Annotated in this window: 23 protein-coding genes; 12 read left to right on the top strand and 11 right to left on the bottom strand. The window is 76.6% G+C overall.

Annotation, left to right across the window (positions count from 1 at the left end; genetic code table 11):
• From ABQ292_RS16265 to ABQ292_RS16255, 3 genes are all read left to right on the top strand, one after another.
• Positions 1 to 957: MFS transporter (locus ABQ292_RS16265; protein WP_369208230.1), on the top strand; the 957-nt coding region annotated here is incomplete at its 5' end.
• Positions 958 to 995: 38 nt separating this feature from the next.
• The gene (locus ABQ292_RS16260) at positions 996 to 2,141 is read left to right on the top strand and encodes a thiolase family protein (RefSeq protein WP_369208228.1); all 1,146 of its coding nucleotides are present in this window, start codon (positions 996 to 998) and stop codon (positions 2,139 to 2,141) included.
• A 58-nt stretch (positions 2,142 to 2,199) separates the two neighbouring features.
• Complete coding sequence (locus ABQ292_RS16255) at positions 2,200 to 3,012, top strand: acyl-CoA thioesterase (RefSeq protein ID WP_369208226.1); 813 nt, start codon at positions 2,200 to 2,202, stop codon at positions 3,010 to 3,012.
• Between the two features lie 62 nt (positions 3,013 to 3,074).
• On the opposite strand, the gene ABQ292_RS16250 is transcribed toward ABQ292_RS16255, so the two are convergent.
• Positions 3,075 to 4,634 (bottom strand): M20/M25/M40 family metallo-hydrolase, encoded by a 1,560-nt coding sequence (locus ABQ292_RS16250; protein ID WP_369208224.1) that lies wholly within the window; start codon positions 4,632 to 4,634, stop codon positions 3,075 to 3,077.
• A gap of 192 nt (positions 4,635 to 4,826) precedes the next feature.
• Here ABQ292_RS16250 and ABQ292_RS16245 point away from each other — a divergent pair, with 192 nt between their 5' ends.
• Positions 4,827 to 5,426 carry a YceI family protein gene (locus ABQ292_RS16245; RefSeq protein ID WP_369208222.1) on the top strand — a complete coding sequence of 200 codons (600 nt, stop codon included), beginning with the start codon at positions 4,827 to 4,829 and terminating at the stop codon, positions 5,424 to 5,426.
• A gap of 120 nt (positions 5,427 to 5,546) precedes the next feature.
• Here the strand turns inward: ABQ292_RS16245 and ABQ292_RS16240 are convergent, their stop codons facing one another.
• The 3 genes from ABQ292_RS16240 to ABQ292_RS16230 are packed head-to-tail and all read right to left on the bottom strand — an operon-like array spanning position 5,547 to position 7,704.
• Entirely contained in the window at positions 5,547 to 6,101 is a 555-nt protein-coding gene (locus tag ABQ292_RS16240; protein ID WP_369208220.1) for a dihydrofolate reductase family protein, read from the bottom strand.
• Positions 6,098 to 7,039 carry a helix-turn-helix domain-containing protein gene (locus ABQ292_RS16235; protein ID WP_369208218.1) on the bottom strand — a complete coding sequence of 314 codons (942 nt, stop codon included), beginning with the start codon at positions 7,037 to 7,039 and terminating at the stop codon, positions 6,098 to 6,100. Before ABQ292_RS16235 ends, ABQ292_RS16240 begins: the two co-directional genes overlap by 4 nt.
• 53 nt (positions 7,040 to 7,092) lie before the next feature.
• Positions 7,093 to 7,704 (bottom strand): TetR/AcrR family transcriptional regulator, encoded by a 612-nt coding sequence (locus ABQ292_RS16230; protein ID WP_369208216.1) that lies wholly within the window; start codon positions 7,702 to 7,704, stop codon positions 7,093 to 7,095.
• A gap of 60 nt (positions 7,705 to 7,764) precedes the next feature.
• Here ABQ292_RS16230 and ABQ292_RS16225 point away from each other — a divergent pair, with 60 nt between their 5' ends.
• From ABQ292_RS16225 to ABQ292_RS16210, 4 genes are all read left to right on the top strand, one after another.
• Complete coding sequence (locus ABQ292_RS16225; protein WP_369208214.1) at positions 7,765 to 8,172, top strand: RidA family protein; 408 nt, start codon at positions 7,765 to 7,767, stop codon at positions 8,170 to 8,172.
• Positions 8,173 to 8,306: 134 nt separating this feature from the next.
• On the top strand, positions 8,307 to 9,875 hold the full coding sequence (locus ABQ292_RS16220; RefSeq protein ID WP_369208212.1) for an MFS transporter: 1,569 nt from the start codon (positions 8,307 to 8,309) through the stop codon (positions 9,873 to 9,875).
• A gap of 162 nt (positions 9,876 to 10,037) precedes the next feature.
• Positions 10,038 to 10,898, top strand: coding sequence for an NAD(P)-dependent oxidoreductase (locus ABQ292_RS16215; protein WP_369208210.1), 861 nt, complete (start codon positions 10,038 to 10,040; stop codon positions 10,896 to 10,898).
• 134 nt (positions 10,899 to 11,032) lie between these two features.
• On the top strand, positions 11,033 to 12,445 hold the full coding sequence (locus ABQ292_RS16210; RefSeq protein WP_369208208.1) for a radical SAM domain-containing protein: 1,413 nt from the start codon (positions 11,033 to 11,035) through the stop codon (positions 12,443 to 12,445).
• On the opposite strand, the gene ABQ292_RS16205 is transcribed toward ABQ292_RS16210, so the two are convergent.
• Genes ABQ292_RS16205 through ABQ292_RS16190 form a run of 4 tightly spaced genes read right to left on the bottom strand, consistent with a single transcriptional unit; the run spans position 12,427 to position 16,376 of the window.
• Positions 12,427 to 13,473 carry an ABC transporter ATP-binding protein gene (locus ABQ292_RS16205; RefSeq protein WP_369208206.1) on the bottom strand — a complete coding sequence of 349 codons (1,047 nt, stop codon included), beginning with the start codon at positions 13,471 to 13,473 and terminating at the stop codon, positions 12,427 to 12,429. The genes ABQ292_RS16210 and ABQ292_RS16205 overlap by 19 nt on opposite strands.
• Positions 13,470 to 14,264: an ABC transporter permease gene (locus tag ABQ292_RS16200; RefSeq protein ID WP_369208204.1), complete on the bottom strand. Its 795-nt coding sequence runs from the start codon at positions 14,262 to 14,264 to the stop codon at positions 13,470 to 13,472. Before ABQ292_RS16200 ends, ABQ292_RS16205 begins: the two co-directional genes overlap by 4 nt.
• On the bottom strand, positions 14,261 to 15,115 hold the full coding sequence (locus ABQ292_RS16195; protein WP_369208202.1) for an ABC transporter permease subunit: 855 nt from the start codon (positions 15,113 to 15,115) through the stop codon (positions 14,261 to 14,263). Before ABQ292_RS16195 ends, ABQ292_RS16200 begins: the two co-directional genes overlap by 4 nt.
• Before the next feature lies 1 nt (position 15,116).
• Positions 15,117 to 16,376: an ABC transporter substrate-binding protein gene (locus ABQ292_RS16190; RefSeq protein ID WP_369208200.1), complete on the bottom strand. Its 1,260-nt coding sequence runs from the start codon at positions 16,374 to 16,376 to the stop codon at positions 15,117 to 15,119.
• Between the two features lie 119 nt (positions 16,377 to 16,495).
• Between ABQ292_RS16190 and ABQ292_RS16185 the strand changes: the two genes are divergently transcribed.
• Positions 16,496 to 17,107, top strand: a complete 612-nt coding sequence (locus tag ABQ292_RS16185; RefSeq protein ID WP_369208198.1) for a CDP-alcohol phosphatidyltransferase family protein — start codon at positions 16,496 to 16,498, stop codon at positions 17,105 to 17,107.
• A gap of 401 nt (positions 17,108 to 17,508) precedes the next feature.
• Complete coding sequence (locus ABQ292_RS16180) at positions 17,509 to 17,949, top strand: VOC family protein (RefSeq protein ID WP_369208196.1); 441 nt, start codon at positions 17,509 to 17,511, stop codon at positions 17,947 to 17,949.
• A 76-nt stretch (positions 17,950 to 18,025) separates the two neighbouring features.
• Here the strand turns inward: ABQ292_RS16180 and ABQ292_RS16175 are convergent, their stop codons facing one another.
• Both ABQ292_RS16175 and ABQ292_RS16170 read right to left on the bottom strand, forming a co-directional pair.
• Entirely contained in the window at positions 18,026 to 18,514 is a 489-nt protein-coding gene (locus ABQ292_RS16175; RefSeq protein WP_369208194.1) for a hypothetical protein, read from the bottom strand.
• Between the two features lie 111 nt (positions 18,515 to 18,625).
• Entirely contained in the window at positions 18,626 to 20,083 is a 1,458-nt protein-coding gene (locus ABQ292_RS16170; protein ID WP_369208192.1) for a dihydrolipoyl dehydrogenase family protein, read from the bottom strand.
• A gap of 154 nt (positions 20,084 to 20,237) precedes the next feature.
• Between ABQ292_RS16170 and ABQ292_RS16165 the strand changes: the two genes are divergently transcribed.
• Positions 20,238 to 20,651 carry a PPOX class F420-dependent oxidoreductase gene (locus ABQ292_RS16165; protein ID WP_369208190.1) on the top strand — a complete coding sequence of 138 codons (414 nt, stop codon included), beginning with the start codon at positions 20,238 to 20,240 and terminating at the stop codon, positions 20,649 to 20,651.
• A 9-nt stretch (positions 20,652 to 20,660) separates the two neighbouring features.
• On the opposite strand, the gene ABQ292_RS16160 is transcribed toward ABQ292_RS16165, so the two are convergent.
• Positions 20,661 to 21,500: a helix-turn-helix domain-containing protein gene (locus ABQ292_RS16160; RefSeq protein WP_369208188.1), complete on the bottom strand. Its 840-nt coding sequence runs from the start codon at positions 21,498 to 21,500 to the stop codon at positions 20,661 to 20,663.
• Between the two features lie 37 nt (positions 21,501 to 21,537).
• On the opposite strand from ABQ292_RS16160, the gene ABQ292_RS16155 reads away from it, so the two are divergent.
• Positions 21,538 to 22,098, top strand: a complete 561-nt coding sequence (locus ABQ292_RS16155) for a TIGR03086 family metal-binding protein (protein WP_369208186.1) — start codon at positions 21,538 to 21,540, stop codon at positions 22,096 to 22,098.
• Positions 22,099 to 22,112: the final 14 nt, after the last annotated feature.

Genomic DNA, 22,112 nt, shown 5'->3' with positions numbered 1-22,112 from the left:
TGGAGCGCCACCGGGGCGGCGGCCGGGGCCAGCGGGCTCGTCCTCGGTGGCGTGCTCACCGACCTCGCCGGCTGGCGGGTGCTCTTCTGGGCCACCGTGCCGCTGTCGGCGCTGCTGCTGGTGGCGGTGCGGCGGACGGCGCCCCAGACGCCGCGCCGGCGGGAGGGGACCCTCGACGTGGCGGGCGCGGCGGTGCTCACCGCCGCGGTGGCGTCCGTCGTGGCCGGCGCGTCCGTCCTGGAGCAGGGGGCGCACCGGGTCCCCGGGCTGCTGCTCCTGCTGGCCGGTGGGGCCGTCGCCGTGCTCCTCCCGGCCGTCGAGCGCCGCGCCGCCGACCCGCTGCTCCCGCGCGCCGCCGTCCGCGATCCCCGGCTGCGCGCCGGTGCCCTCGCGTCGGCCGCCAACACCGCCACCACCAGCTCGGCGGTCACCGTGGCGACCCTGCACCTGCAGCAGGCGGAGGGGTTCGGCGCGACCGCCGCGGGGCTGGCGCTGGTGCCGTTCAGCCTGTGCGTGGTCGCGGGCGCCGTCCTGGCCGCCCGCGTCCTGCGGCGGACACCGGCACGCACCGCCGCCGCCGCGGGTCTGGCCGTCGTCGCCGCCGGGAACGCGGTGCTGCTGGCCGCCCGGGCCGGACCGGAGGTGGTGTCCCTCGGCGTCGCCGTCTCCGGGCTGGGCATCGGGCTCTCCTCGGTGGCCGCCACCGCCCTGGGGACCGACGTCGCACCCGGTCTGCAGGCCACCGCCGCCGGCGTGGTCAACACCGCCGCCCAGCTCGGCACGGCCCTCGGCGTCGCGGTCGTCCTGCTCGTCGTGGGCGCCACCGAGGGGACCGCCGTGCCCCTGGCCGGAGCGCCGCTCGGCTGGCTCACCGCCGCGGCGCTCGCCGCAGCCGCCGCGGCGGTGCTCCTCCGGCGCCCCGCCCGGGCTCCCGCCGCCCCGTGGTCCCCGGGTTAGTGTGCCGGGCACCACAGCCGGTCGGATGGGAGCAGGACATGCGGGACGCGGTGATCGTCGAGGCGGTGCGCACGCCGGTGGGCAAGCGCAACGGCGGGCTGTCGGGGGTGCACCCGGTCGACCTGTCGGCGCACGTGCTCACCTCGCTGGTGGAGCGGGCGGGGGTGGACCCGGCCGAGGTCGAGGACGTCGTCTGGGGCTGCGTCTCGCAGGTCGGTGAGCAGACCTTCGACATCGCGCGGACGGCGGTGCTGGCGGCCGGGTGGCCGGAGACGGTGACCGGGGTGACCGTCGACCGGCAGTGCGGCTCCTCGCAGCAGTCGGTGCACTTCGCCGCCGCCGGGCTGGTGTCGGGGCAGTACGACGTCGTCGTCGCCGGTGGCGTGGAGTCGATGTCGCGCGTGCCGATGGGCACCGCCCGCGCCGGCGCCGACCCGTTCGGACCCCGGTTCCACGAGCGCTACGGCGGTGTGCAGATCAACCAGGGCGTGGGCGCGGAGATGATCGCCGAGCAGTGGGGGCTGTCGCGCCGGCAGTGCGACGAGTACTCCGTGGCCAGCCACGAGAAGGCCGCCGCCGCCCGGGCCGAGGGCCGCTTCGACGCCCAGATCGCCCCGGTGACCACGCCCGACGGCACGGTCGTGAGCCAGGACGAGGGCATCCGCGAGAGCACCGTGGAGAAGCTCGGCACCCTCGCGACGGTGTTCAGGCCCGACGGCGGTGTGATCACCGCGGGCAACTCCTCGCAGATCTCCGACGGCTCGGCCGCGCTGCTGATGACCACCAGCGAGAAGGCCGCCCAGCTGGGGCTGCGCCCGATCGCCCGCGTGCACACCGCGGTGCTGGCCGGCGCCGACCCGGTGATCATGCTGACCGCGCCGATCCCGGCCACGCAGAAGGCGCTGGCGAGGTCGGGGCTGTCGGTCGACGAGATCGGCGCGTTCGAGGTCAACGAGGCCTTCGCCCCCGTGCCCCTGGCCTGGCTGGCCGACCTGGGAGCGGACGCCAAGGCGCTCAACGCCAACGGCGGTGCCATCGCCCTCGGCCACCCGCTCGGCGGCTCCGGCGCGCGGATCATGACCACCCTGGTGCACCACATGCGCGACAACGGGATCCGCTACGGCCTGCAGACGATGTGCGAGGGCGGCGGGCAGGCCAACGCCACCATCCTCGAGCTGCTCTGACACCCGGCCCGGGGCCGCCTGCCGGGGTGGCCCCGGGCTCCGGCTACGTTGCCCGGTCGTGCAGGAGACAGCAGCCGACGCGCCGACCGTCACCGACGTCCTCACGCTCGAGGAGATCGACCGCGACCTCTACCGCAGCACCCTGGTCTTCACCGACCCGTTCCCGCTCTACGGCGGCCAGGTCGCCGCGCAGGCGCTGCTGGCCGCCGGCCGCACCGTGGCGCCCGACCGGCTGCCGCACTCGCTGCACGGCTACTTCCTGCGCAGCGGCGACGCCGCCCGGCCCACCGTCTTCCGCGTCGACCGCGATCGCGACGGCGGCTCCTTCTCCGCCCGCCGGGTGGTCGCGGTGCAGGGCGGTGAGGTGGTGCTGTCGATGTCGGCGTCGTTCCAGGCGCCGACCGCCGGGCCCGACGTCCAGGTGGCCGGGCCGCCCACGGTGCAGCCGCCGGAGGACTGTCCGCCGCTGACCCTGCCGCGGCTGTTCTCCACGGAGAGCCGGCGGCCGGAGCAGCCCTACGCGACCGCGGCGCTGCCGACCCGCTTCTGGGCGCGGACGACGGTGCCGCTGCCGGACGACCCGCTGCTGCACGCCTGCGCGCTGACCTACCTCTCCGACATCGGCACGGGACTGTCGGCGCTGCCGGAGGACGAGGCCGCCCCCGGACCGACGCTGGACCACGCGCTGTGGTTCCACCGGCCCGCCCGGCTCGACGAGTGGGTGCTGGTGGACCTCGTCCCGGCCACCGTCTCCGGCGGGCGCGGCTGGTACACCGGCTCGCTCACCACCCGCGACGGCGTCCTGGCCGCGAGCCTCACCCAGGAGACGCTGTTCCGGCCCGGCCGCAACCCGTTCCGACCCGGCCGCTGACCGGCCCCGACGACGGAGGGTCGGGGAGGCGTCCGGCTCCCCGACCCTCGTGTCGCGTCGGGTCAGCCGGCGAGCCCGTGGTCGTGCCCGCCCGAGACGGCAGCGCCGCCGGAGGCGGCCGCACCGCCACCGCCGCCCTGCGCGGTGCCGTTCACGGCGCTGCTCGTCCGGGCGAAGGTGAGCACCGCGTGCGCGGCGCCGTCAGCCAGCTGGTCGAGGCCCGTCGGGTCCACGTTGCCGATGTCGTCGCAGGCCTGGTGGTAGCACTCGTCGTAGGCCACGCCCGCGACGCCGCCGAACCGCTCGGGCGCGGCCTGCTCCGGCGTCTTGACGCCCTCGGCGCCGGAGAAGAGACCACCGGCCGGGATGCCGACGGCGATGAACGGGCCGTAGTCGCTGCGCCCGTCGAACGCCGTCTCCTCGGTGTGCAGACCCTGCGAGGCGAAGTACTCGGTGAACACCGCCTCGATGCTGCCCGAGCCGTTCGGGCCGGCGGTGCCGGTGGCCGAGCCGTCGCCGTCGTAGACGAAGCGGGCCGGGTTGGGGCTGCCGAGCATGTCGAAGTTGAGGTTCAGCGCGATGTCCGCGATCCCGCGCTCGTCGAGCTGGGCCACGTGGTGCCGGGCACCCAGCAGGCCGGACTCCTCGGCGCCCCACCAGGCGAAGCGGACGGCGTTACGGGTCTCGACGTCGGCCAGTTGCTCGGCGATCTCGAGGATCGCCGCCGAGCCGGTGCCGTTGTCGTTGATGCCCGGGCCCTCGGGGACCGAGTCGAGGTGGGCACCGACGACGACCACGCGGTCGGTGCGGCCGGTGTCGGTCTGGGCGATGACGTTGAACGTCTGCCGGGTCTCCGAGACCGTGTCGGTGGTGATGCTGACCCGGACCTCGCCGGCCTGGCTCAGCCGGTGCAGCTCCTCGCCGACGGCGTAGCTCGCGCCGACGGCCGGGATGGCGGCCGGGGCGCCGAGGGTGCCGAGCAGGACGTCGGTGCGGCCCTCCTGGCCCTCGTTGACGACGATCGCGCCGACGGCGCCGGCCGCCGCCGCGTTGGCCACCTTGACGCCGAAGTCGCAGGTGCCGCGCTGCAGCAGCGCGATGGTGCCGGTGAAGTCACCGGCGAAGTCCTCGGCCTCGCAGCCGGCGGTGCTGCTGTTGGGCTCCGCTCCGGGCGGGACCTGGAGGTCGGCGACGGCCTTGACCGGCCCCTCGATCGGGTCGCCGAAGGTGGTGGCCGAGTAGTCCATGACGTCGAAGTCGGTCTGGTCCACGTAGGTGCGCTGGTCGGGGCCCGTCCGGGAGAGGGCGCCGGGGGAGAACTCCTGGAAGAAGGCGAAGTCGAAGTACTGGCGCTCGGGCTGGTAGCCGGCGGAGCGCAGCTGCTCCTCGACGTACTGCGCGGAGGCCTCGTAGCCGGGGGTGCCGCTGGCGCGGCTGCTGCCGTGGGCGTCGGCGGCGGCCTGCAGCGCCTGGAGGTGCTCGGTCATGCCCTCGACGGTCACGGCGTCACGGAACGCCTGGGTGTCGGTCGGGGTGTCGGCGGCCGCGGGTCCGGCCGCGGCGAGGACGGTGACGGAGGTGGTGGCGGCAGCCAGCGCCAGCAGTCGGGACGGTCGGGTCACGCGCGAACTCCCAGGTGGTGTGACGACGGTTACGCGACCGACCCTGGGGTGGACCCGCAGGTCGCGCCACCGGAACCCCTGGTCGCGGCACGCGTCGTCGCGGACGGCCGGGCCCCGGCAGGGGAGCCCGCCCGTGTCGCCGGCGGGGGGATCGACGAGGATGGGGGACCGGCGAGGGGGAAGGACGGACACGTGGCCAAGCACCGGGCACCTGAGGGTGGCCCCACCGACTTCGACGCGGCGACGACCGCGCTGGTCGACGTCACCGGCGACTACACGATCGACGTGGCGCACACGCGGATCGGCATCCGGGCGCGGCACGCCATGGTGACGACGGTGCGCGGTGCGTTCACCGACTTCGCCGGCGAGGCGCACCTGGACGTGCTGGAGCCGGCGGCCAGCACCGTCACCATCCGCATCCGGACGGCGAGCATCGACACCGGGCAGGCCGACCGCGACGCCCACCTGCGCTCGCCGGACTTCCTCGACGTCGAGCGCTACCCCGAGATCGTGTTCCGCTCGACCGGCGTGGAGCAGATCGAGGACGACACCTACGAGGTGTCCGGCGACCTCACCATCCGCGACACCACCCGGCCGGTGTCGGTGGAGTTCACCCTCACCGGCTCGGCCAAGGACCCCTTCGGCAACACCCGGGTCGGCTTCGAGGGCGCGCTGGCCATCAAGCGCAGCGACTGGGGCCTGACCTGGAACACCCCGCTCGACACCGGCGGCGTGCTGGTCAGCGACCGCATCCAGGTGGAGTTCGACGTCTCGGTGATCCGCAGCGCCTGACCTCCGGGTCGACGTGTCGGATCGTCGACGTGTCGCCGCATCGACGTGTCGCGTCGTCGACGTGTCCCCGCATCGACGTGTCGCGTCGTCGACGTGTCGACTCGCCGACGCGGCTCCCGGTCAGTCGGCGTCGGGACGCACCACCGCGTAACGGACGCAGGCGAACTCGCCGTTCTGCGCCACCTCCCGGGTCGCCAGCTCCACCCGCGCCGGCAGCAGCGGCGCCCCACCGCCGAGGGTGACCGGCGCGATCGCCACGACGACCTCGTCGAGGAGGCCGGCCTCGGCCAGCTGTGCGGCCACCGGCCCGCCGCCGACCACCCAGACGTCGAGCTCGCCGGCCGCCGCGACCATCTCGGCGTGCAGGGCGACGAGCTCCTCCCGCGTGTCCGCGGCCGTGAACCGGATGTCCGCCCCGGGGAACGGGGTGAGGTCGCGGTGGGTGAGGACCCACGCCGGCTGGGTGTACGACCAGGGGTCGGGACCTCCGTTGTCCTGGACCCACCGGTAGGTCGTCGACCCCATGACGATGGCCCCGAGGCCCTTCTCGAAGGTCGAGAAGCCCATCGGGCCCTCCTGGTCGCTCTCGCGCGACAGCAGCCAGGACAGCGAGTTCTCGCGGTCGGCGATGAAGCCGTCGAGCGAGGTGGCGGTGTAGTAGACGGTGCGGGTCATCGGTCCCTCCGGGAGAGCCACTCGATGGGGTCGCCGGCGTCGACGGCGACGCCGGCCTCGCGCAGCCAGGACCGCGCCAGCTGGCGGCGGTGCGCGGAGAACGTGAGGACGTGCGCGACGACGCTGGCGAGCACGAAGCTCTGTGGCGGCTCGCACAGCGCGTCGACCAGCCGGTCGTTCCAGGCGCCGCGCCGGGCGACGTCGCGCACCGCCGCCAGCCAGCGCGGGGCGACGGCGTCGTGCCGGCCGAGCAGCGTGGCCGGGTCGTCCGCGCCGCGCGGGGGGTGGTCGGCGCCCTCGATGGAGGCCACCCAGACCTCCAGCGTCCAGACCAGGTGTTCGAGCACGGTCGCCAGCGACTCGTCGGGCCCGTCCCAGTCCAGGACGGTCGACCCCGGCGACCGCACCCGCCGGTACTCGGCGTCGTGCAGGCCCTTGGCCAGCTCGAGCAGCGCCCGGGCGTCCTCGACGCCGTGGTGCACCAGCAGCGCGGTCACCTCGTCGCCGCCGCGGCGCACCGGCTCGTCGCTGACCCACAGGGACGACGGCGGGTGGAAGTGGATGCCGTTGGGCGCGGGCAGCCAGTGCTCGTCGCGGGTGCGCGGGCGGCCGGCGTCGTCGTCGTCGAGGCTGCCGGGGGTGCGGCCGTAGGCGCGGGCGAAGGCCCGGCTGAAGCCCTCGACCGACTCGTAGCCGGCGGCGAAGGCCACCTCGGTCACGCGGGCGCCCTGGCGCAGCTGCCAGGCCGCCCGCTCGAGGACGACCCGGCGGCGCAGCGCCACCGGCGCCTCACCGGCGCCGACCGACACCTGGCGGCTGAAGTGGAAGGGCGAGGCGAAGGCGTCGCCGGCCATGTCGGCCAGCGACCGGTTGTCCTCGTCGAGGACGGCGTCGAGCAGCTCGCGCAACCGGTCGCGGCCGGGGAGGGGAGCGGTCACCGCACCAGTCTGGCGAGCCGGCGGCCCGGGCTACCCGACCGTTCTTGCGCACCTCAGCCGGCGGCCCACGCCCGTTCGACCGACGCGCGGCACCGCGTCTCCCCGTCGCCGGCGGCCACCAGCAGCGCCACCGTCGTGGCGGTGCTCAGCGGCGCCAGGACGTCGCCGGGCAGCACACCCTGCACCACGAGCGAGACCAGTCCGTGCCCCGCGGCCCAGTACTGGGTGGCCAGCGTGCGGGGGTCGGTCGGAGCGGCCAGCCGCCCCTCGTCCCGGGCCCGTGCCACCGCGGCGACCAGCCGCTCGAACGGTGCTCCCGCGGCGGCCTCGTCGGCCAGCCGGGCGCCGGCGTCGAACATCGCCCGGTACAGCTCCGGGTGCGCCAGGCCGTTGCGCGCGTAGGCCACGCCGAGCGCGGCCAGGTCGTGCACCGGGTCGGCGGTGTGGGGGACGCCGGCCAGCCGGCCGGTCAGCCGGGAGAAGCCCTCCTGCCGGACGGCGCTCCACAGTCCCGGCATGCCGCCGAAGTGCGTGTAGACGGCCATCGTCGAGACGCCGGTCCCCTCGACCAGCGCGCGGAGGGTCACCGGCTCGCGGTCGGCGAGCATCCGCGCGGCGCGTTCGACCAGCAGCCGGCGGACGGCGGGATCGGCGGGGCGGGGCACTGGTGCATCATGACATAGCAACGCTATGGTACGACTCCCGACCCCTCCCGAGGAGGAACCATGACCGTCGAGCTGATCGACCCGCCCGGACTGCCGGTGTCCGACGTCTACCGGCAGGCCGCGGTCGCCCGCGGAAGCCGCACCGTCTACCTCGCGGGTCAGGTCGCCCGCACCGCGGCCGGCGAGCCGGTCGGCGCCGGTGACCTCGCCGCGCAGACCGAACAGGCCTTCCTCAACGTGGCCACCGCGCTGGCGGCCGTCGGCGGCGGCTTCGACGACGTCGCCAAGATGACGATCTACGTCGTCGACTGGGAGCCGGCGAAGCTGGCCGAGCTCGGCGCCGGCGTCGCGCGGGCCGGTGAGCGGCTCGGGCACGACCTGGTCCGGCCGGTGACGCTCATCGGGGTGGCCGCGCTCGGCGAGCCCGACCTGCTGATCGAGGTGGACGCCACCGCCGTCCTCGACTGACACGGCGGACCGGCGGGTGTCGGTGGGGCACCACCGGGTAGGGCACCGGCCATGGCCGCCGGGACGGTGGCCTCCCTCCGAGACCGGCGCAGGGCCCGCCGCGCCTCGCCCGCCTGCTCCCCGGAGGCTCCCTCGTGCCACCCCGCGCCGCGGCCGACACCGCACTCCGGACCGCGTCCGGCGACATCGCATCCGGAGAGGTCGAGGAGTACCGGCCCGACCCCCTCCGCTGGCGGGCGCTGTCGGTGACGCTCGTCGTCGGGTTCATGAGCCTGCTCGACGTCAGCATCGTGTCGGTGGCGCTGCCGTCGCTGCAGACCGACCTCGGCGCGACCCCGGCCACCGTGCAGTGGGTCGTGTCCGGCTACGCGCTCACCTTCGGGCTGGCGCTGGTGCCGGCCGGCCGGCTCGGCGACGCCTTCGGCCGGCGGCGGCTGTTCCTCATCGGCCTGGCCGGTTTCGTCGTGTGCAGCGCGGCGGCCGGGGCGGCGCCGTCGGTGGGCTGGCTGATCGCCGCCCGGCTGGCGCAGGGGCTGGCCGCCGGGTGCCTGGCGCCGCAGAACTCCGCGTTCATCCAGCAGCTGTTCCGTGGCGCCGAGCGCGGGCGGGCCTTCGGCCTGTTCGGTGCCACGGTGGGCATCTCCACCGCCGTCGGGCCGGTCGCCGGTGGCGCCATCCTCGGCCTGGCGTCGGGCCCGGACGGGTGGCGCTGGCTGTTCTACGTCAACGTGCCGATCGGGGTCGTCGCCTTCCTGCTCGCGCTGCGGCTGCTGCCCCGCGGCGGCTCCGGCGGCCGGGGGCACGTCGACGTCGCCGGGGTGCTGCTGCTCGGGGCCGGCGCGCTGGCGGTGCTGTACCCGCTGGTGCAGGCGGAGTCCGGCGGCCTGTCGCGGCTGTGGTGGCTCTTCGGTGTCGGTGCGGCGCTGCTGGCGGTGTTCTTCGGGTGGGAACAGCGGGTGGTGGCCCGCGACGGGCAGCCGGTGTTCGACCCGCGGCTGGTCACGCAGACCCGCGGCTACGGGATCGGCGCGGCGCTGGGCACCGTCTACTTCGTCGGCTTCAGCGGCATCTGGCTGGTCTTCGCGCTGTTCTTCCAGACCGGCCTGGGCTACACCCCGCTGCAGTCGGGCCTGGCCGTCACGCCCTTCGCGCTCGGCTCGGCGACGGCGGCCGTCGTCGCCGGGCGGCTGGTCGAGCGGCACGGACGGCGGCTGACCGTCCTCGGCCTCACCGGCGTGGTGCTCGGGCTGACCGCGACCGCCGTCGTGCTGCTCCTGGTGCCACCGTCGTCGGCCGGCTGGGCGATCGCGCCGGCGCTGCTGCTCGGGGGGATCGGCGGCGGCTTCGTGATCTCGCCCAACATCACGATGACCCTGCGCGAGGTGCCGGTCGCGATGGCCGGGTCGGCCGGCGGCGGCCTGCAGACGGCGCAGCGCTTCGGCGCCTCGGTGGGCACCGCCGCCCTGCCCGGCCTGTTCTACCTGGTGCTCGCCGCGACCGGGGACGACTACCCGGTGGCCGCCGCGGCGGGCCTGGGCGTCTCGGTGCTCGGGGCCCTGGCGGCGCTCGCGCTCGCGATCGTGGACCTGCGCCGCGAGCGCCGGGACCGGGACGCCGGACCGGAGACCGCGGTCGACGGCGGGCCGGTGCCCGGCGAGCGGCACGGCCACGACGGCGTGCACGGCCACGTGTTCCACCACTAGGTCGCCACGGACGGCAGTGCCGATCGGGAGCCCGGGACGCGGGGGCGCTCCCGCGCGCAGTCGCGGTGTGTGCACACAGCGTGGACCCGGGGCGGATCGATCCGCGGTGCGTGCACACGCCGCTCACCTGCGGAGCGCCGTCCGGCCGCGCAGGATCAGGGCATGGCGCAATCGACGGTGGCGGTGCTCGGCGCGGGGACGATGGGCGCCGGGATGGTGACCTCCCTGCGGCGGGCGGGCCTGCCCGTGCGGGTGTGGAACCGCGACGCCGCCAAGGCGCAGGCGCTCACGGACACCGGCGCGGAGGCCGCCGCCACACCGGCCGAGGCGGCGGCGGGCGCCGGGATCGTCCTGACGATGGTGCTCGACGCCGACGCGGCGATCGACGTCGTCACGCAGGCCGCGCCGGCGGCCGGGACGACGTGGCTGCAGTGCTCGACCGTCGGCGTCGAGGGGGCCGACCGCACGGTGGCGGCCGCCCGCGACCTCGGCCTGGTGCTGGTCGACTGCCCGGTCCTCGGGACGAGGGAGCCCGCTGCCCGGGGCGCGCTGACCCTGCTGGCCTCCGGGCCGGAGGAGGCGCGGGAGCGGCTGGCGCCGGTGTTCGACGCGCTGGGGTCGAAGACACTCTGGTTGGGCGAGGCCGGGGCGGGCAGCCGGCTGAAGCTGGCCTGCAACTCGTGGCTGTTCATGCTCACCACCGGGGTGGCCCAGGCGGTCGCGCTGACCCGCGGCCTCGGCCTGGACCCGCAGCGCTTCCTCGACGCCGTCTCCGGCGGTCCGGTCGACTCGCCCTACGCCCACGTCAAGGGCGGGCTCATGATCGCCGGCGACTTCCCGCCGAGCTTCGGCCTGTCCGGCGCGACCAAGGACGCCCGGCTCATCCGTGCGGCCCTGCAGGGTGCCGGGGTCGACGACCGGCTCACCGCCGCGGTGCTGGAGACCATGGAGGCGGCCGGCCGGCGGGAGGACCCCGGCGCCGTCGACATGGCCGCCGTCATCCGCGGGCTCGAGCCGGGCTGACCGCGCGGCGCCGCCCGGCCGGTCGCGCGGGTGCCGGCCGGGGACCGGTGGCGGGCAACCGGTGCGCGCGCTCCCGATCGCGGGGAGACTCCCGCCGAGCGGGTCGGGACGCGGCCCCGGCGAGGGGACGGCGGATGGCGCGGGTGCGGCGGGGACTGCGGCAGTGGCTCGAGGCGACGCGGCCTGTGCCGCGGCTCAAGGCGGCCGCCCTGGCCCGCCGGTGGGCCGAGCTGCCGGAGTCGGCGCGCACGCCCGCCCAGCTGGTCGGCCGGCACGCGGTCGGCTGCGAGGGCACCCACGGCGTCTTCCCGCGGTGCGACTTCACCTGCTCGCCCTGCTACCACTCCGCCGACGCCAACAAGGTGCGCGTGGACGGCGAGCACACCGTGGCCCAGGTCGAGGCGCAGATGGCCCTGCTGGAGGAGCTGCGCGGCCCGCACGGGCACGCCCAGCTCATCGGGGGCGAGGTCAGCCTGCTCGACCCCGACGCCCACGCCGGGGCGCTGCTGGCCATGCGCCGGCACGGCCGCGAGCCGATGAGCATGACCCACGGCGACTTCGGCGAGGACTACCTGCGCCGGCTCGTGCTCGGCCCCGACGGGAGGCCGCGGCTCACGCGGGTCTCCTTCGCCGCGCACATGGACTCCCTCATGCGCGGGCGCCGCGGGCTGCCCCGGCCGCGCCGCGAGGCCGATCTCGAGCCGTTCCGGCGGGCCTTCGTCGAGATGTTCCGCAGGCTGCGGGCCGAGCACGGCGTGCGCTCCTACCTGGCCCACAACATGACCGTCACCCCCAGCAACCTCGGCCAGGTCGCCGAGGTCGCGGCCACGACCGCGCCGCTGGGCTACGACATGCTCTCCTTCCAGCCCGCCGCCTTCGTCGGCGACCGTCGCCGGTGGAAGGAGGGCTTCCGCGAGCACACCTCCGACGACGTCTGGGCCGAGGTGGAGCGCGGCATGGGCACCCGGCTGCCGTGGCGGGCGCTGCAGATGGGCGACCCGCGCTGCAACCGGACGGCGTGGGGCTGGCTGGTCGGCGGCCGGTTCGTGCCGGTGCTCGACGACACCGACCCCCGCGACCTCGCCGTCCGCGACGCCTTCCTCGCCCGCTTCGGCGGCCTGCAGCTCACCGGCACGCCGCCGGCGGTGCTCGTGCCCCGGCTGCTGCGCGCCGTCGGCGGCAACCTCGCCGTCCTGCCGGCGGCCCTGGGCTGGCTGCGCCGGGCGCTGTCCCGCTCCGGCGGCGTGCGCGGCCTGGTCGCCGCCCGCGGGCGGGTGCGGCCGTTCACCGTGGTGGTGCACAGCTTCATGGACGCCGCGCAGGTCGCACCGGCCTGGGAGCTGATGGAGCGGGGGGTCGTGGCCGACGACCCCGAGGTGCGCGCCACCCAGGAGCGGCTGGGCGCCTGCGTCTACGCCATGGCCCACCCCGAGCAGGGCCGCACGGTGCCCGCCTGCGTGCAGCACTCGGTGCTCGACCCGGGCGAGAACCGCGAGCTGCGCAGGCTGCTGCCGCTGGTGGAGGTGCGTCAGCCCGCCGCGGGCTGAGCCACCACCCAGCGCTGGGCCACGGGGAGCACCAGCCCGACGGTGGCGCCGACCGGCGGAGCGAGTCCCGGGCCGGCCTCGGCGGCGAGCGTCCCGGCGGCGGTGGTCACCTCGACCAGGGACCGCGCGCCCCGCGGGGCGACCCGGCCGACGGCGCCGGTCGCGTCGGCGGCCGGGTCGCCGGCGGTCACGAGGCCGACCGCCTCCTGCCGGACGACCAGCACGCCGGGGCCGGCGGGTGCGGGGCACGGCAGGACCAGCCGGCCGAGCGCCGAGACATGGGCGCCGTCCTCGACCCGGCCGGGCACCTCGACCAGCCCGCCGAGGAAGCGGTGCACGGCCAGCGACGCCGGCCGGGTGTGCAGCGCCTCGACGGCGTCGTGCTGGGCGATCCGCCCGTCGAGCAGCACCGCGACGGTGTCGGCGAGCGCGGCGGCCTCCTGCCGGTCGTGGGTCACCAGCAGCACGGTGGGGGAGACGGCGGAGCGCAGGTCGGCGAGGAGCCGGTGCATCTCCGCGCGGACGCCGGGGTCCAGGGCGCTGAACGGCTCGTCGAGCAGCAGCACGGCGGGGTTGGCCGCGAGCGCCCGGGCGAGGGCCACCCGCTGCTCCTGGCCGCCGCTGAGCGTGGCCGGGCGCCGTCGGGCCAGGTCGCCGAGGCCCACCAGGTCCAGGTGGCCGGCCGCCTCGGCCCGGGCGGCGCCGCGCCGGCGTCCGGCGACGGCGAGCGGGAAGGCGACGTTGTCGAGCACCGACAGGTGCGGGAACAGCCGCGGCCGCTGGCCGACCAGGGCCGTACCCCGCCGCTCGGGCGCCAGCCCGCTGAGGTCGCGGCCGCCGGCGGTCACCCGGCCGGCGTCGGGGGTGTCCAGACCGGCCACCAGCCGCAGCACGGTGCTCTTGCCGGTGCCGGAGGGCCCGAGCAGCGCCACGCAGCCGCCGGCCGGGACGGTGAGGTCGATGCCGTCGAGCACGACCGCGCCCCCGAAGCCGCGGCGCAGGCCCTCGACGCGCAGCTCCGCGCTCACCGGGCGCCCCGGCGGGCCAGCAGCGCGGTGGCGACGAGCAGCGCCAGCGGCGGCAGGACGGCGGTCAGCGACACCGCGGCGACGACGGCGTCGTTGCCCGTGGCCGACGACAGCGCGCCGACCAGCATCGGCAGGGTGACCAGCCGGCCACCGCCGACCACCAGCGTCACCACGTAGTCGCTCCAGCCGACGAGGAAGGCGAGGAACGCCGCGGTGGCCAGCGCCGGGGCGAGCAGCGGCAGGTGCACCCGCAGCAGCACCGCGCGCGGACCGGCGCCCAGGGTGCGCGCCTCCTCCTCCATGCCGACGTCGTGCCCGGCGTAGGCCGCCCGCATGACGAAGACGGTGTAGGGCACCGCCGAGACGGCGAGCACCACCACCAGCCCGGCACCGGCCGGGATGGCGAGCCGCAGCGCGAGCGTGGTCAGCCCCATGACGACCGCGAACGGCGGGACGGCGACCGGCGCCAGCAGCAGCGCCTCCACCACCCGGCGCGCGGGGACGCGGTGCAGCGCGAGCGCCCGGCCGGCCATGGCGCCGGCCGGGGTGGCCAGCGCGGCCACCGCGAGCCCGAGGAGCACCGAGCGCCCGAGCGCGGGCAGCGCGCCCTGGTCGAGCGCCTGCCGCCAGCCGGTGGTGCCCCAGTCGGTGGGCAGCACGGCCGGGTAGGACCAGCGGTCGGCGGCCGCCCAGAGGAGCAGCGGCACGAGCGGGACGGCGAACCAGGCCAGGAGCAGCGCGACCCGCGGGGCCACGCCGGCCCGCCGCCGCGCCGGCGCGACCCGGCTCACGCGGGCGCCCGCCGGGTGGTGCGGGCCAGCAGCGCGGCGGTGAGCACCAGGCAGGCCAGCGCCAGCACGGTGGTGACGACGGCGACGGCCAGCGCCTGCTCGCGGCGGGCCAGGTCGACGTCGGTGAACAGCCGGTAGGCCAGCACCGGCAGCGGCTCGGGGGAGCTGCGGCCGAGCAGCCAGGCGACGTCGTAGGAGCCGAGCACGTAGGCGAAGGTGACCCCGCCGGCGCCGACCGCGGCCGGCGCGGCCAGCGGCAGGGCCACCCGGCGCAGCCGCTGCCAGGGCCCGGCGCCGAGGGTCGCCGCGGTCTCGTCGAGCTCCCGCTCCCCGGCGGCCAGCGCGGCGAGGACGACCAGGGCGACGAACGCCGACTCCTTCCACGCGTACTCGGCGACCACGGCGGCCCACCACGGTCCCGCGACCAGCGGCGGGAACTCCCCGGGGGCGACCGACAGCGTGCGCGCGACCAGCCCGGAGTCGGCCAGGAGCAGGCCGACGGCAGCGGCGCCGACCAGGTGCGGCACCGGCACGGTCGCCGCCGCGGCCGCGCGCAGCAGCCGCCCGCCGAGCCGGGTGGTGCGGGCCAGCAACGCGGTGCCGAGCCCGACCGCCAGGGCCAGCGCGGTGCTGGCCGCGGCGACCCCGAGCGAGACCCGCAGCCCGTCGAGCAGCGCCCGCCCGCCGGCCAGCTCGCGGTAGGCGGCCAGCGACGGCTCGGGCTCCCCGACCACCGGCACCAGCCCGGTGCTCTGCAGCACCGCCACGGTCAGGGCGACGCCCAGCACCGCCGCCGTCGGCAGGACGGCGGGCAGCAGGAGCAGCAGGGCGCGCGACCTCCGGGCCGGCACCTCAGCCGGCGCCGAGGACGTCGCTGCGCCAGCCGTCCTCCAGCGGCCCGACCCAGCCCGCGCCCAGCTCGGGGTCGGCGTCGCGGGAGAGCTCGTCGAACGGCGGCACCGCCTCCGACGACGGCAGCGCGGCGGAGGCGGCCGCGACGTCGCCGGGCAGCCGGTCCGGGTCGAGCACCGGGTACTGCCCCCAGACGGCGGGGTCGGCCTTGGCCAGCTGCTGCTCCGGCGAGAGGGCCAGGTCGGCGACGGCGAGGGCGCCGGCCTGGTCGGCGGCGTTGACCGGCACGGCCAGGAAGCTCGCGTTGCCCAGGGTGCCGCCCTCGAGCGGCAGCACGCGGGTGCTCTCCGGCAGCGCGCCCGAGGCGACCTGCTGGGCCAGCGTGGCCGGGCCGTAGGTCATGGTCATGTCCACCTGGTCACCGGCGTAGAGCTCCTCGAGCGCGGCGAGGTCCTGCGGGTAGGTGTCGCCGGCCCGCCACAGCGAGGGCGCCAGCGCGGCCAGCCGGTCGAACAGCTCCGGCGCGACCTCGTCGAAGGCCGCCTGGTCGAACTCGGCGGGCACCTCGTCGGGGCCGCCGGCGACGGCGTAGAGCGCCTGGCGGACGAACGCCGAGCCGGTGAAGTCCGGTGGGGCGGGGTAGGTGAAACGGCCGGGGTTGGCCTCCGCCCAGTCGAACAGCTCGTCCATCGACGCGGGTGGGTCGGTCACGGCCGCCGAGTCGTAGGCCAGCACGAACTGGGCCTTGTGCCAGGGGGCCTCGCAGCCGTCGACCGGCGTCCCGAAGTCGCTGGTGAGCAGCGGGTCCTCCGGGTCGACGTACTCCATCGAGGGCAGCTGGCCGGTCCAGCCGCACAGCCACGCGTCGGCCTGCCGGCCGCTGGTGAAGTTCTCGCCGTTCACCCACACCAGGTCCACGCTGCCGTCCTCGGTGCCGGCCTGCAGCTCGCTGAGCACCCGGTTGAGGGCGTCGGCGGTGTCGGTGACCGGCACCCGGCGCAGGGTCACGCCGAGCTCGGCGGCGGCCGGGGCGAGGACGTCGTCGACGTAGGCGTTGCCGAGCTGGTCGCCGCCGTACATCCACAGGTCCACCGTCTGGCCGTCGGCCTCGGCGAGCACCTCGTCCCAGCCGCGCTCGGGCGCGGTGGTCGACGGGCCGCCCGCCGCGCCCGGCCCGGGCGCGCCGGAGCACGCCGAGGTCACCAGGACGGCGCCCACCAGGGCGGCGGACACGGGCAGACGGCGCCGGCTGCTCGGCACGGGGCGGCTCCTCGATCAGGGGTCGCGACGGGCAGGCGGCAGGGCGGGCTGCCCGGGAGGATGGGGATCGCGCGAAGGCTGTCACGCAACCCGGTGGCGCGCCAGACGAAGGGGACGGTGTGCTCGACGCGAGGACGCGGCGGCTGGTGGCGCCGGCGCTGGAGGGCCTGGCCGCACGGGTGGACCGCCCCGCCGTGACCCCCGACCGCGTGACGCTGCTCGGCCTGGCCCTCGGTCTGGGCTCGGCCGCGGCGGCCGCCGGCGCACTCTGGATCCCGGCGCTGGTGCTGTGGCTGCTGTCCCGGGTCGCCGACGGCCTCGACGGCGTGCTCGCCCGCCGCCGCGCCCGCGACGGGCAGCCGCCCTCCGCGGCCGGGGGCTACCTCGACATCACCGCCGACTTCCTCGTCTACGGCGCCACCGTGGCCGGCGTCGGGATCGGGTACGGCGGGTCGCTGCTGCCGTTCGTGGCGGTGCTGGTCGCCTACTACCTCAACGGCGCGACGTTCCTCGCCTTCTCCTCGCTGGCCGAGCGGACCGGCCGGCGCCTCGACGACGGGCGGTCGCTGTCCTTCCTCGGTGGCCTCGCCGAGGGCACGGAGACGGTGCTCGTGCACAGCCTCTGGCTGCTGCTGCCCGGGTCGGCCGGGACGATCGCCTGGGTGTGGGCCGCGGTGGTCGGCGTCAGCGGCCTGCAGCGGATGGTGGCCGGCCACCGCGCGCTGCGCTGACCCCGGTCGAGCAGCCTCCGCCCGGCTCGCCCGGGACCCTCCCACCCGTGGGCCGGCCCGCGCGCCGTCTCGGCTCGGGCTCTCGGTCCCACGTCGTCGGGGCGGTCCCGACGATCATGGAGCCGCGGTGGCGACATCCCGGTCGGACCCGGCGTGTCGCCACCGCAGCTCCGTGATCGCGGGGGAGTGGCCGGCCGAGCGGTGCGGGCCCGACGGCGATCAGGGGCGTCGCCACGCAGCTCGTCGTCGTGCGCCGCGGCGGCGTCAGCACGTCCCGCACCGTTCGCCGGTGACCGCCGTCGTGGTGCCGGTCGCGGACCGCGGGCTCCTGTAGGTCGAGGATCCGCCGTAGGTTCCGTCCCTGAGCCGGCCGACGAGACGAGCACCGGAGGACGCACGCCATGTCACACGTCCGACGCTTCGACCACGTCGGCATCACGGTCGCCGACCTCGACGCGGTGACGGCGTTCTTCGTCGGGCTGGGTCTCGAGGTCGAGGGGCGGACGTTCGTCGAGGGCGAGTTCCTCGACACCGTCTGCGGCATCCCCGACTCGCGCACCGAGATCGTCATGCTGCGGCCGCCCGACGGAGGTACCCGGCTGGAGCTGGCGCGCTTCGTCCGGCCCGACTCCGTGCCGGGATCGCCCGCCGCGATGGCGAACGAACTGGGGCTGCGCAACGTGGCCTTCGAGGTCGACGACCTCCAGGCGGCCGTCGACCGGCTGGCCACCGACGGCTACGGCCTGGTCGGCGGCATCGGGGAGTACGAGCACGTCTGGCGCATGGCCTACGTGCGCGGACCGGAGGGGATCATCGTGTCCCTGGCCGAGCGGATCGGCTGACGCCACCGTCGTCGGGGCCGGCGCGCTCGTGCGGCTCGGCGGTGCGGTCCCGGGCACCGCGAGCGGACGGCGCTGCTCACCCGGGCTCGTCGAGGCGGGTCGCGGTGGCCCGGTAGCCGCCGCCGGGCCACTCCCACCGTCCGTCGACGGTGCCGGCGCGCCGGTCGATCCTGCCGCTGAAGCGCGCCGGGGAGTCCTCGGACCCGTGCCAGATCGTGAGGTCGTCGCCCTCGATCCGCCAGACGTACTCGAGTGCGAACGAGCAGAACGGTCCCGGTCCCTCGGCGCTGAAGTACATCGAGCGCAGCGTCTGCCGGGCGTGGTCGTAACCGATGTACTCGGCGCCCCCGTGCTCGTCCCCGTCGATCCTCGTCTCCTGCACGAGGAAGTGGCCGCCCGGCATCCAGCGCCGGGTCACCGTGCCCGTGAACGGCGCGCCGCCGTCGAGGTCGCGGCCCTCGAGCCGCCACGTGCCCTCCAGGACGTCGAGTTCGCGCAGCACGGGATGGGGCTCCGGGGTGCGGGGCCCGCTCGCCTGCTCGGTGTGGTCGTGCTCGGTCGTCACGGCGTCCTCCTCGCGGCACGGTGTGCGGTGTCACCTCCTCTGACCCCCGAGCCAGTCGGGAATCATCGCCGCGGTGGTCGGCACCAGCGGGCTGCAGCGGGATGGCGCGGGCTACCGCGTCGTGAGCCGACCCCGGTCCAGCAGCCGCCGCAGCCGCACCAGCGCGGACGTGGCCGGCCGTGCGCGGGCGAGCCGGGCCCGGACGTCGTCGAGGGCGGCGTTCCAGGGCCCGTCGGCGTGGGTGGGGTAGGGGTGCGTCGTCGCGGCGAGGTCGGTGGTCCGCAGCCCCGTGCGGACGGCGAGCGTCAGCTCGGCCAGCGACTCCCCGGCGCGCGGGCCGACGAGGGTGGCGCCCACGACCCGCGAGCGCCGGCCCAGCGCCAGCCGGGCGAAGCCGTCGGTGCGGCCCTCGGCGACGGCGCGGTCGACCCGGTCGGCGCGGCGGGTGACCGTGCGGGGCGCCGGGGCGTCGCCGTCCGCCCAGGTCGGTGCGCCCACCGCGGCGACCTCCGGGTCGGTGAAGGTGACCCGCGGGATCGCGGCGCGGTCGATCTCCCGCCGCAGCCCGAGGACGGCGTTGGCGGCGGCGGTGGACCCGTGCACGCCGGCGGTGTGCGTCCACCGGGAGACGGCGGTGAGGTCGCCGGCCGCCCAGATCCGCGGGTTCGTCGTCCGCAGCGCGCCGTCGACCCGCACGTGGCCGTGGTCGTCGAGGTCGACGCCGGCCGCGGCGGGGTCGAGTGCCGCGGTGTCGGGTCGCCGTCCGACGGCGACCAGCAGCCGGTCGTGGCCGAGGGTGCCCCGTCCGCCGGGGCCCTCGACGGTCACCTCGCCGGGGCCGCCGGGCTCGCCGGTGACGGCGGTGACGCGGGTGCCGGTCAGCACGCGGACGCCGTCGGCCGCCAGCGCGGCGGCGACCAGGGCGGAGGCGTCGGGGTCCTCGCCGGGCAGCAGCCGCGGCAGCGCCTCGACGAGGGTGACCTCGGCGCCGAGCCGGGCGAGGCCCTGGCCGAGCTCGCAGCCGATGCCGCCACCGCCGAGGACGACCAGCCGGCGGGGGAGGACGTCGAGGCCCCAGACCGTCTCGCTGGTCAGCGGCCCGGCCTCGGCCAGGCCGGGGACCGGCGGCAGCACCGGGGTGGCGCCGGTGGCGAGCAGCGCGGCGCGGAAGGGGGTGTCGCGGCCGTCGACGGTCAGCGAGCGCGGGCCGGTGAGCCGGGCGGTGCCGCGGAGGACGGTCACGCCGGCCGCGGCCAGCGCCTCGGGGGAGTCCTCCGGCGCGATCGCCGCGATCGCCCCCTTGACGTGCGCCATGACCGCGGCCAGGTCGACGTGCACCTCGCCGACGGTGACGCCGAGCCGCCCGGCCGTGCGGGCCTCGGCGGCACGGGCGGCGGCGGCCAGCAGCGCCTTGCTCGGCACGCAGCCGGTCCACAGGCAGTCGCCGCCGGGCCGGTCCCGCTCGACCAGGGCGACGCGGGCGCCGAGCGCGGCCGCCGTCCGGGCGCCGACCAGGCCGGCGGTGCCCCCGCCGACGACCACCAGGTCCCACGTGCGCTCGCGTGCCACGGATCTCCTCCCGGTCTGCTCGGCGGGCCGCTCCCGGCGAGGATCGGCCCGAACGTCCCACGGGGAGGTGTGGTGCGCGACGTCGCGATCGGCGGCACCACCACCGCCGGTCACCGAGGCGTGTGACGCGAGCACAGCGGGTAGGGCGGCACCCGTGGCAGACACCCAGGACGGTCCCGAGCTCCTCCCGGTCACCCGCGAGCTGGCGGAGGGTCCCAACTACGCGGCGATCAGCACGCTGCTGCCCAGTGGGCGCATCCAGACGCAGTACATCTGGGTGGGCACCGACGGCGAGCGGCTCTACGTCAACACCGAGACGGGACGGCGCAAGTTCGAGAACCTCAAGCGCGACGCCCGCGTCACCCTCGCCATCCGCGACGAGGGCAACCCCTACCGCTACGCCGAGGTGCGCGGCCGGGTGACGGACACGACGACCGGCCCGGAGGCACGCGCGCAGATCGACGAGCTGTCGCAGAAGTACGACGGCCGGCCCTACCCGGCGGAGAACATCAGGACCGAGCGGGTCACCATCTGGATCGAGCCCGAACGGCAGACCGCGATGGGGTGAGCCGCCCGCTCAACCCGCGTACCGGGCGGCGAACTCGCCCGGCGTCATCCCGGTCACCCGCGCGAAGTCGCGGGTCAGGTGCGGCTGGTCGGCGTAGCCGAGGTCCGCGGCGACCTCGGCCACCGTCGTCCTCCGTTCCCGGAGCCGCCCGGCCGCCTCCTGCAGCCGGCGGCGCTGCACCAGCCACTTGGGCGTCAGCCCCAGCCGGCGGTGCACCAGCCGCTGCAGCGCGCGCTCCGGCAGCCCGGTCTCGGCGCACAGCTGGTCGACCCGCGTGAGGTCGTGGCGCGACTCGACCAGCGCGACCACCCGGTCGACCAGCACCCCCTCCTCGTCGACCGGCAGGAACCGGCGCAGCACGTCGTCGTAGGCGGCCATGGCCTCGGCGTGCGCGGCGGGGGAGTGCGGGCCGGCCGCCATGGCCGCGCGCACCCGCTCGGTCAGCGCGGCACCGTCGGCGCCCAGCACCGCACCCACGTCGACCGCCCGGTCGGTGTACGAGGCCACCGGACCGCCGGCCACCAGCGCGCCCGCGGCGGGGGTGAGCATCACGCCGACCGCCCAGCCCTCACCGCGGAGCGTCGTCGTCGACAGCCCGGACACGACGCCGTAGAAGCGGGCGTAGTCCGGCGTCACGACGACGAGGCAGACCGGGTACTGCAGCACCCGCTGCACCGCCTCCTGCCCCGGCGGGACCGACCACACCGGGATCCAGAACCGCTGCACCAGCGCGGCCAGCGGGCCCTCGACCTCGTGCCGGTACATGACGTGCGAGGCGTCGCGCGGGTCGCGCAGGTGCGCCCGCTCGATCGTCTCGCGTCGGTGGACGGGGGTGGTGTCGGGTTCCATCAAGACGCAGGCTGCCGCACGCGGCCAGGCTCCTGCCATGCAGACCACGGACACGAACACCGCCACCGCCTACGCCGCCGCGCTCGAGCCGCTGCTCGCCGTCGCCGACGCCGTGCCCGCCGACCGCTGGGACGCCACCTCGCCGTGCGAGGGCTGGACCGCCCGCGACGTCGTCGGCCACCTGATCGAGACCCAGCGGGAGTTCCTCACCGGCCGCGGCGTCGACCTGGGTCCCGCACCCGACGTCACCGCTGACCCGGCCGCGGCCCTGCGCGCACACGCCGGGCGGGTGCTCGCCGCGGTCGGTGACCCGGACGTCGCCGACGCGCCCTTCGACGGCTTCTCCGGCCCCACGACGGTGGGGGAGACCCTCGAGCAGTTCTACGTCTGGGACATGGTCCCGCACCGCTGGGACGTCGCCCGCGCCGCCGGACTCGACGCCGGGCTGACCGACGCCGAGCTGGACCGGGTCGAGGCCGGCGCGCGCGGCTGGGGCGACGCCCTGTACACGGAGGGCATCTGCGTCGCCGGTGTCGACGTGCCGGACGACGCCGGTCGCGAGGCGCGCGTGCTGGCCCTCCTGGGTCGCCGCGCCTGATCGCGGCGCCCCCG

Origin of the sequence: Geodermatophilus maliterrae, from assembly GCF_041018925.1 — a bacterium.
In the GTDB taxonomy this organism is placed as follows: domain Bacteria; phylum Actinomycetota; class Actinomycetes; order Mycobacteriales; family Geodermatophilaceae; genus Geodermatophilus; species Geodermatophilus maliterrae.
The sequence above is the reverse complement of the archived record's forward strand: the minus strand, read 5'-3'. Positions and strand labels throughout refer to the sequence as shown.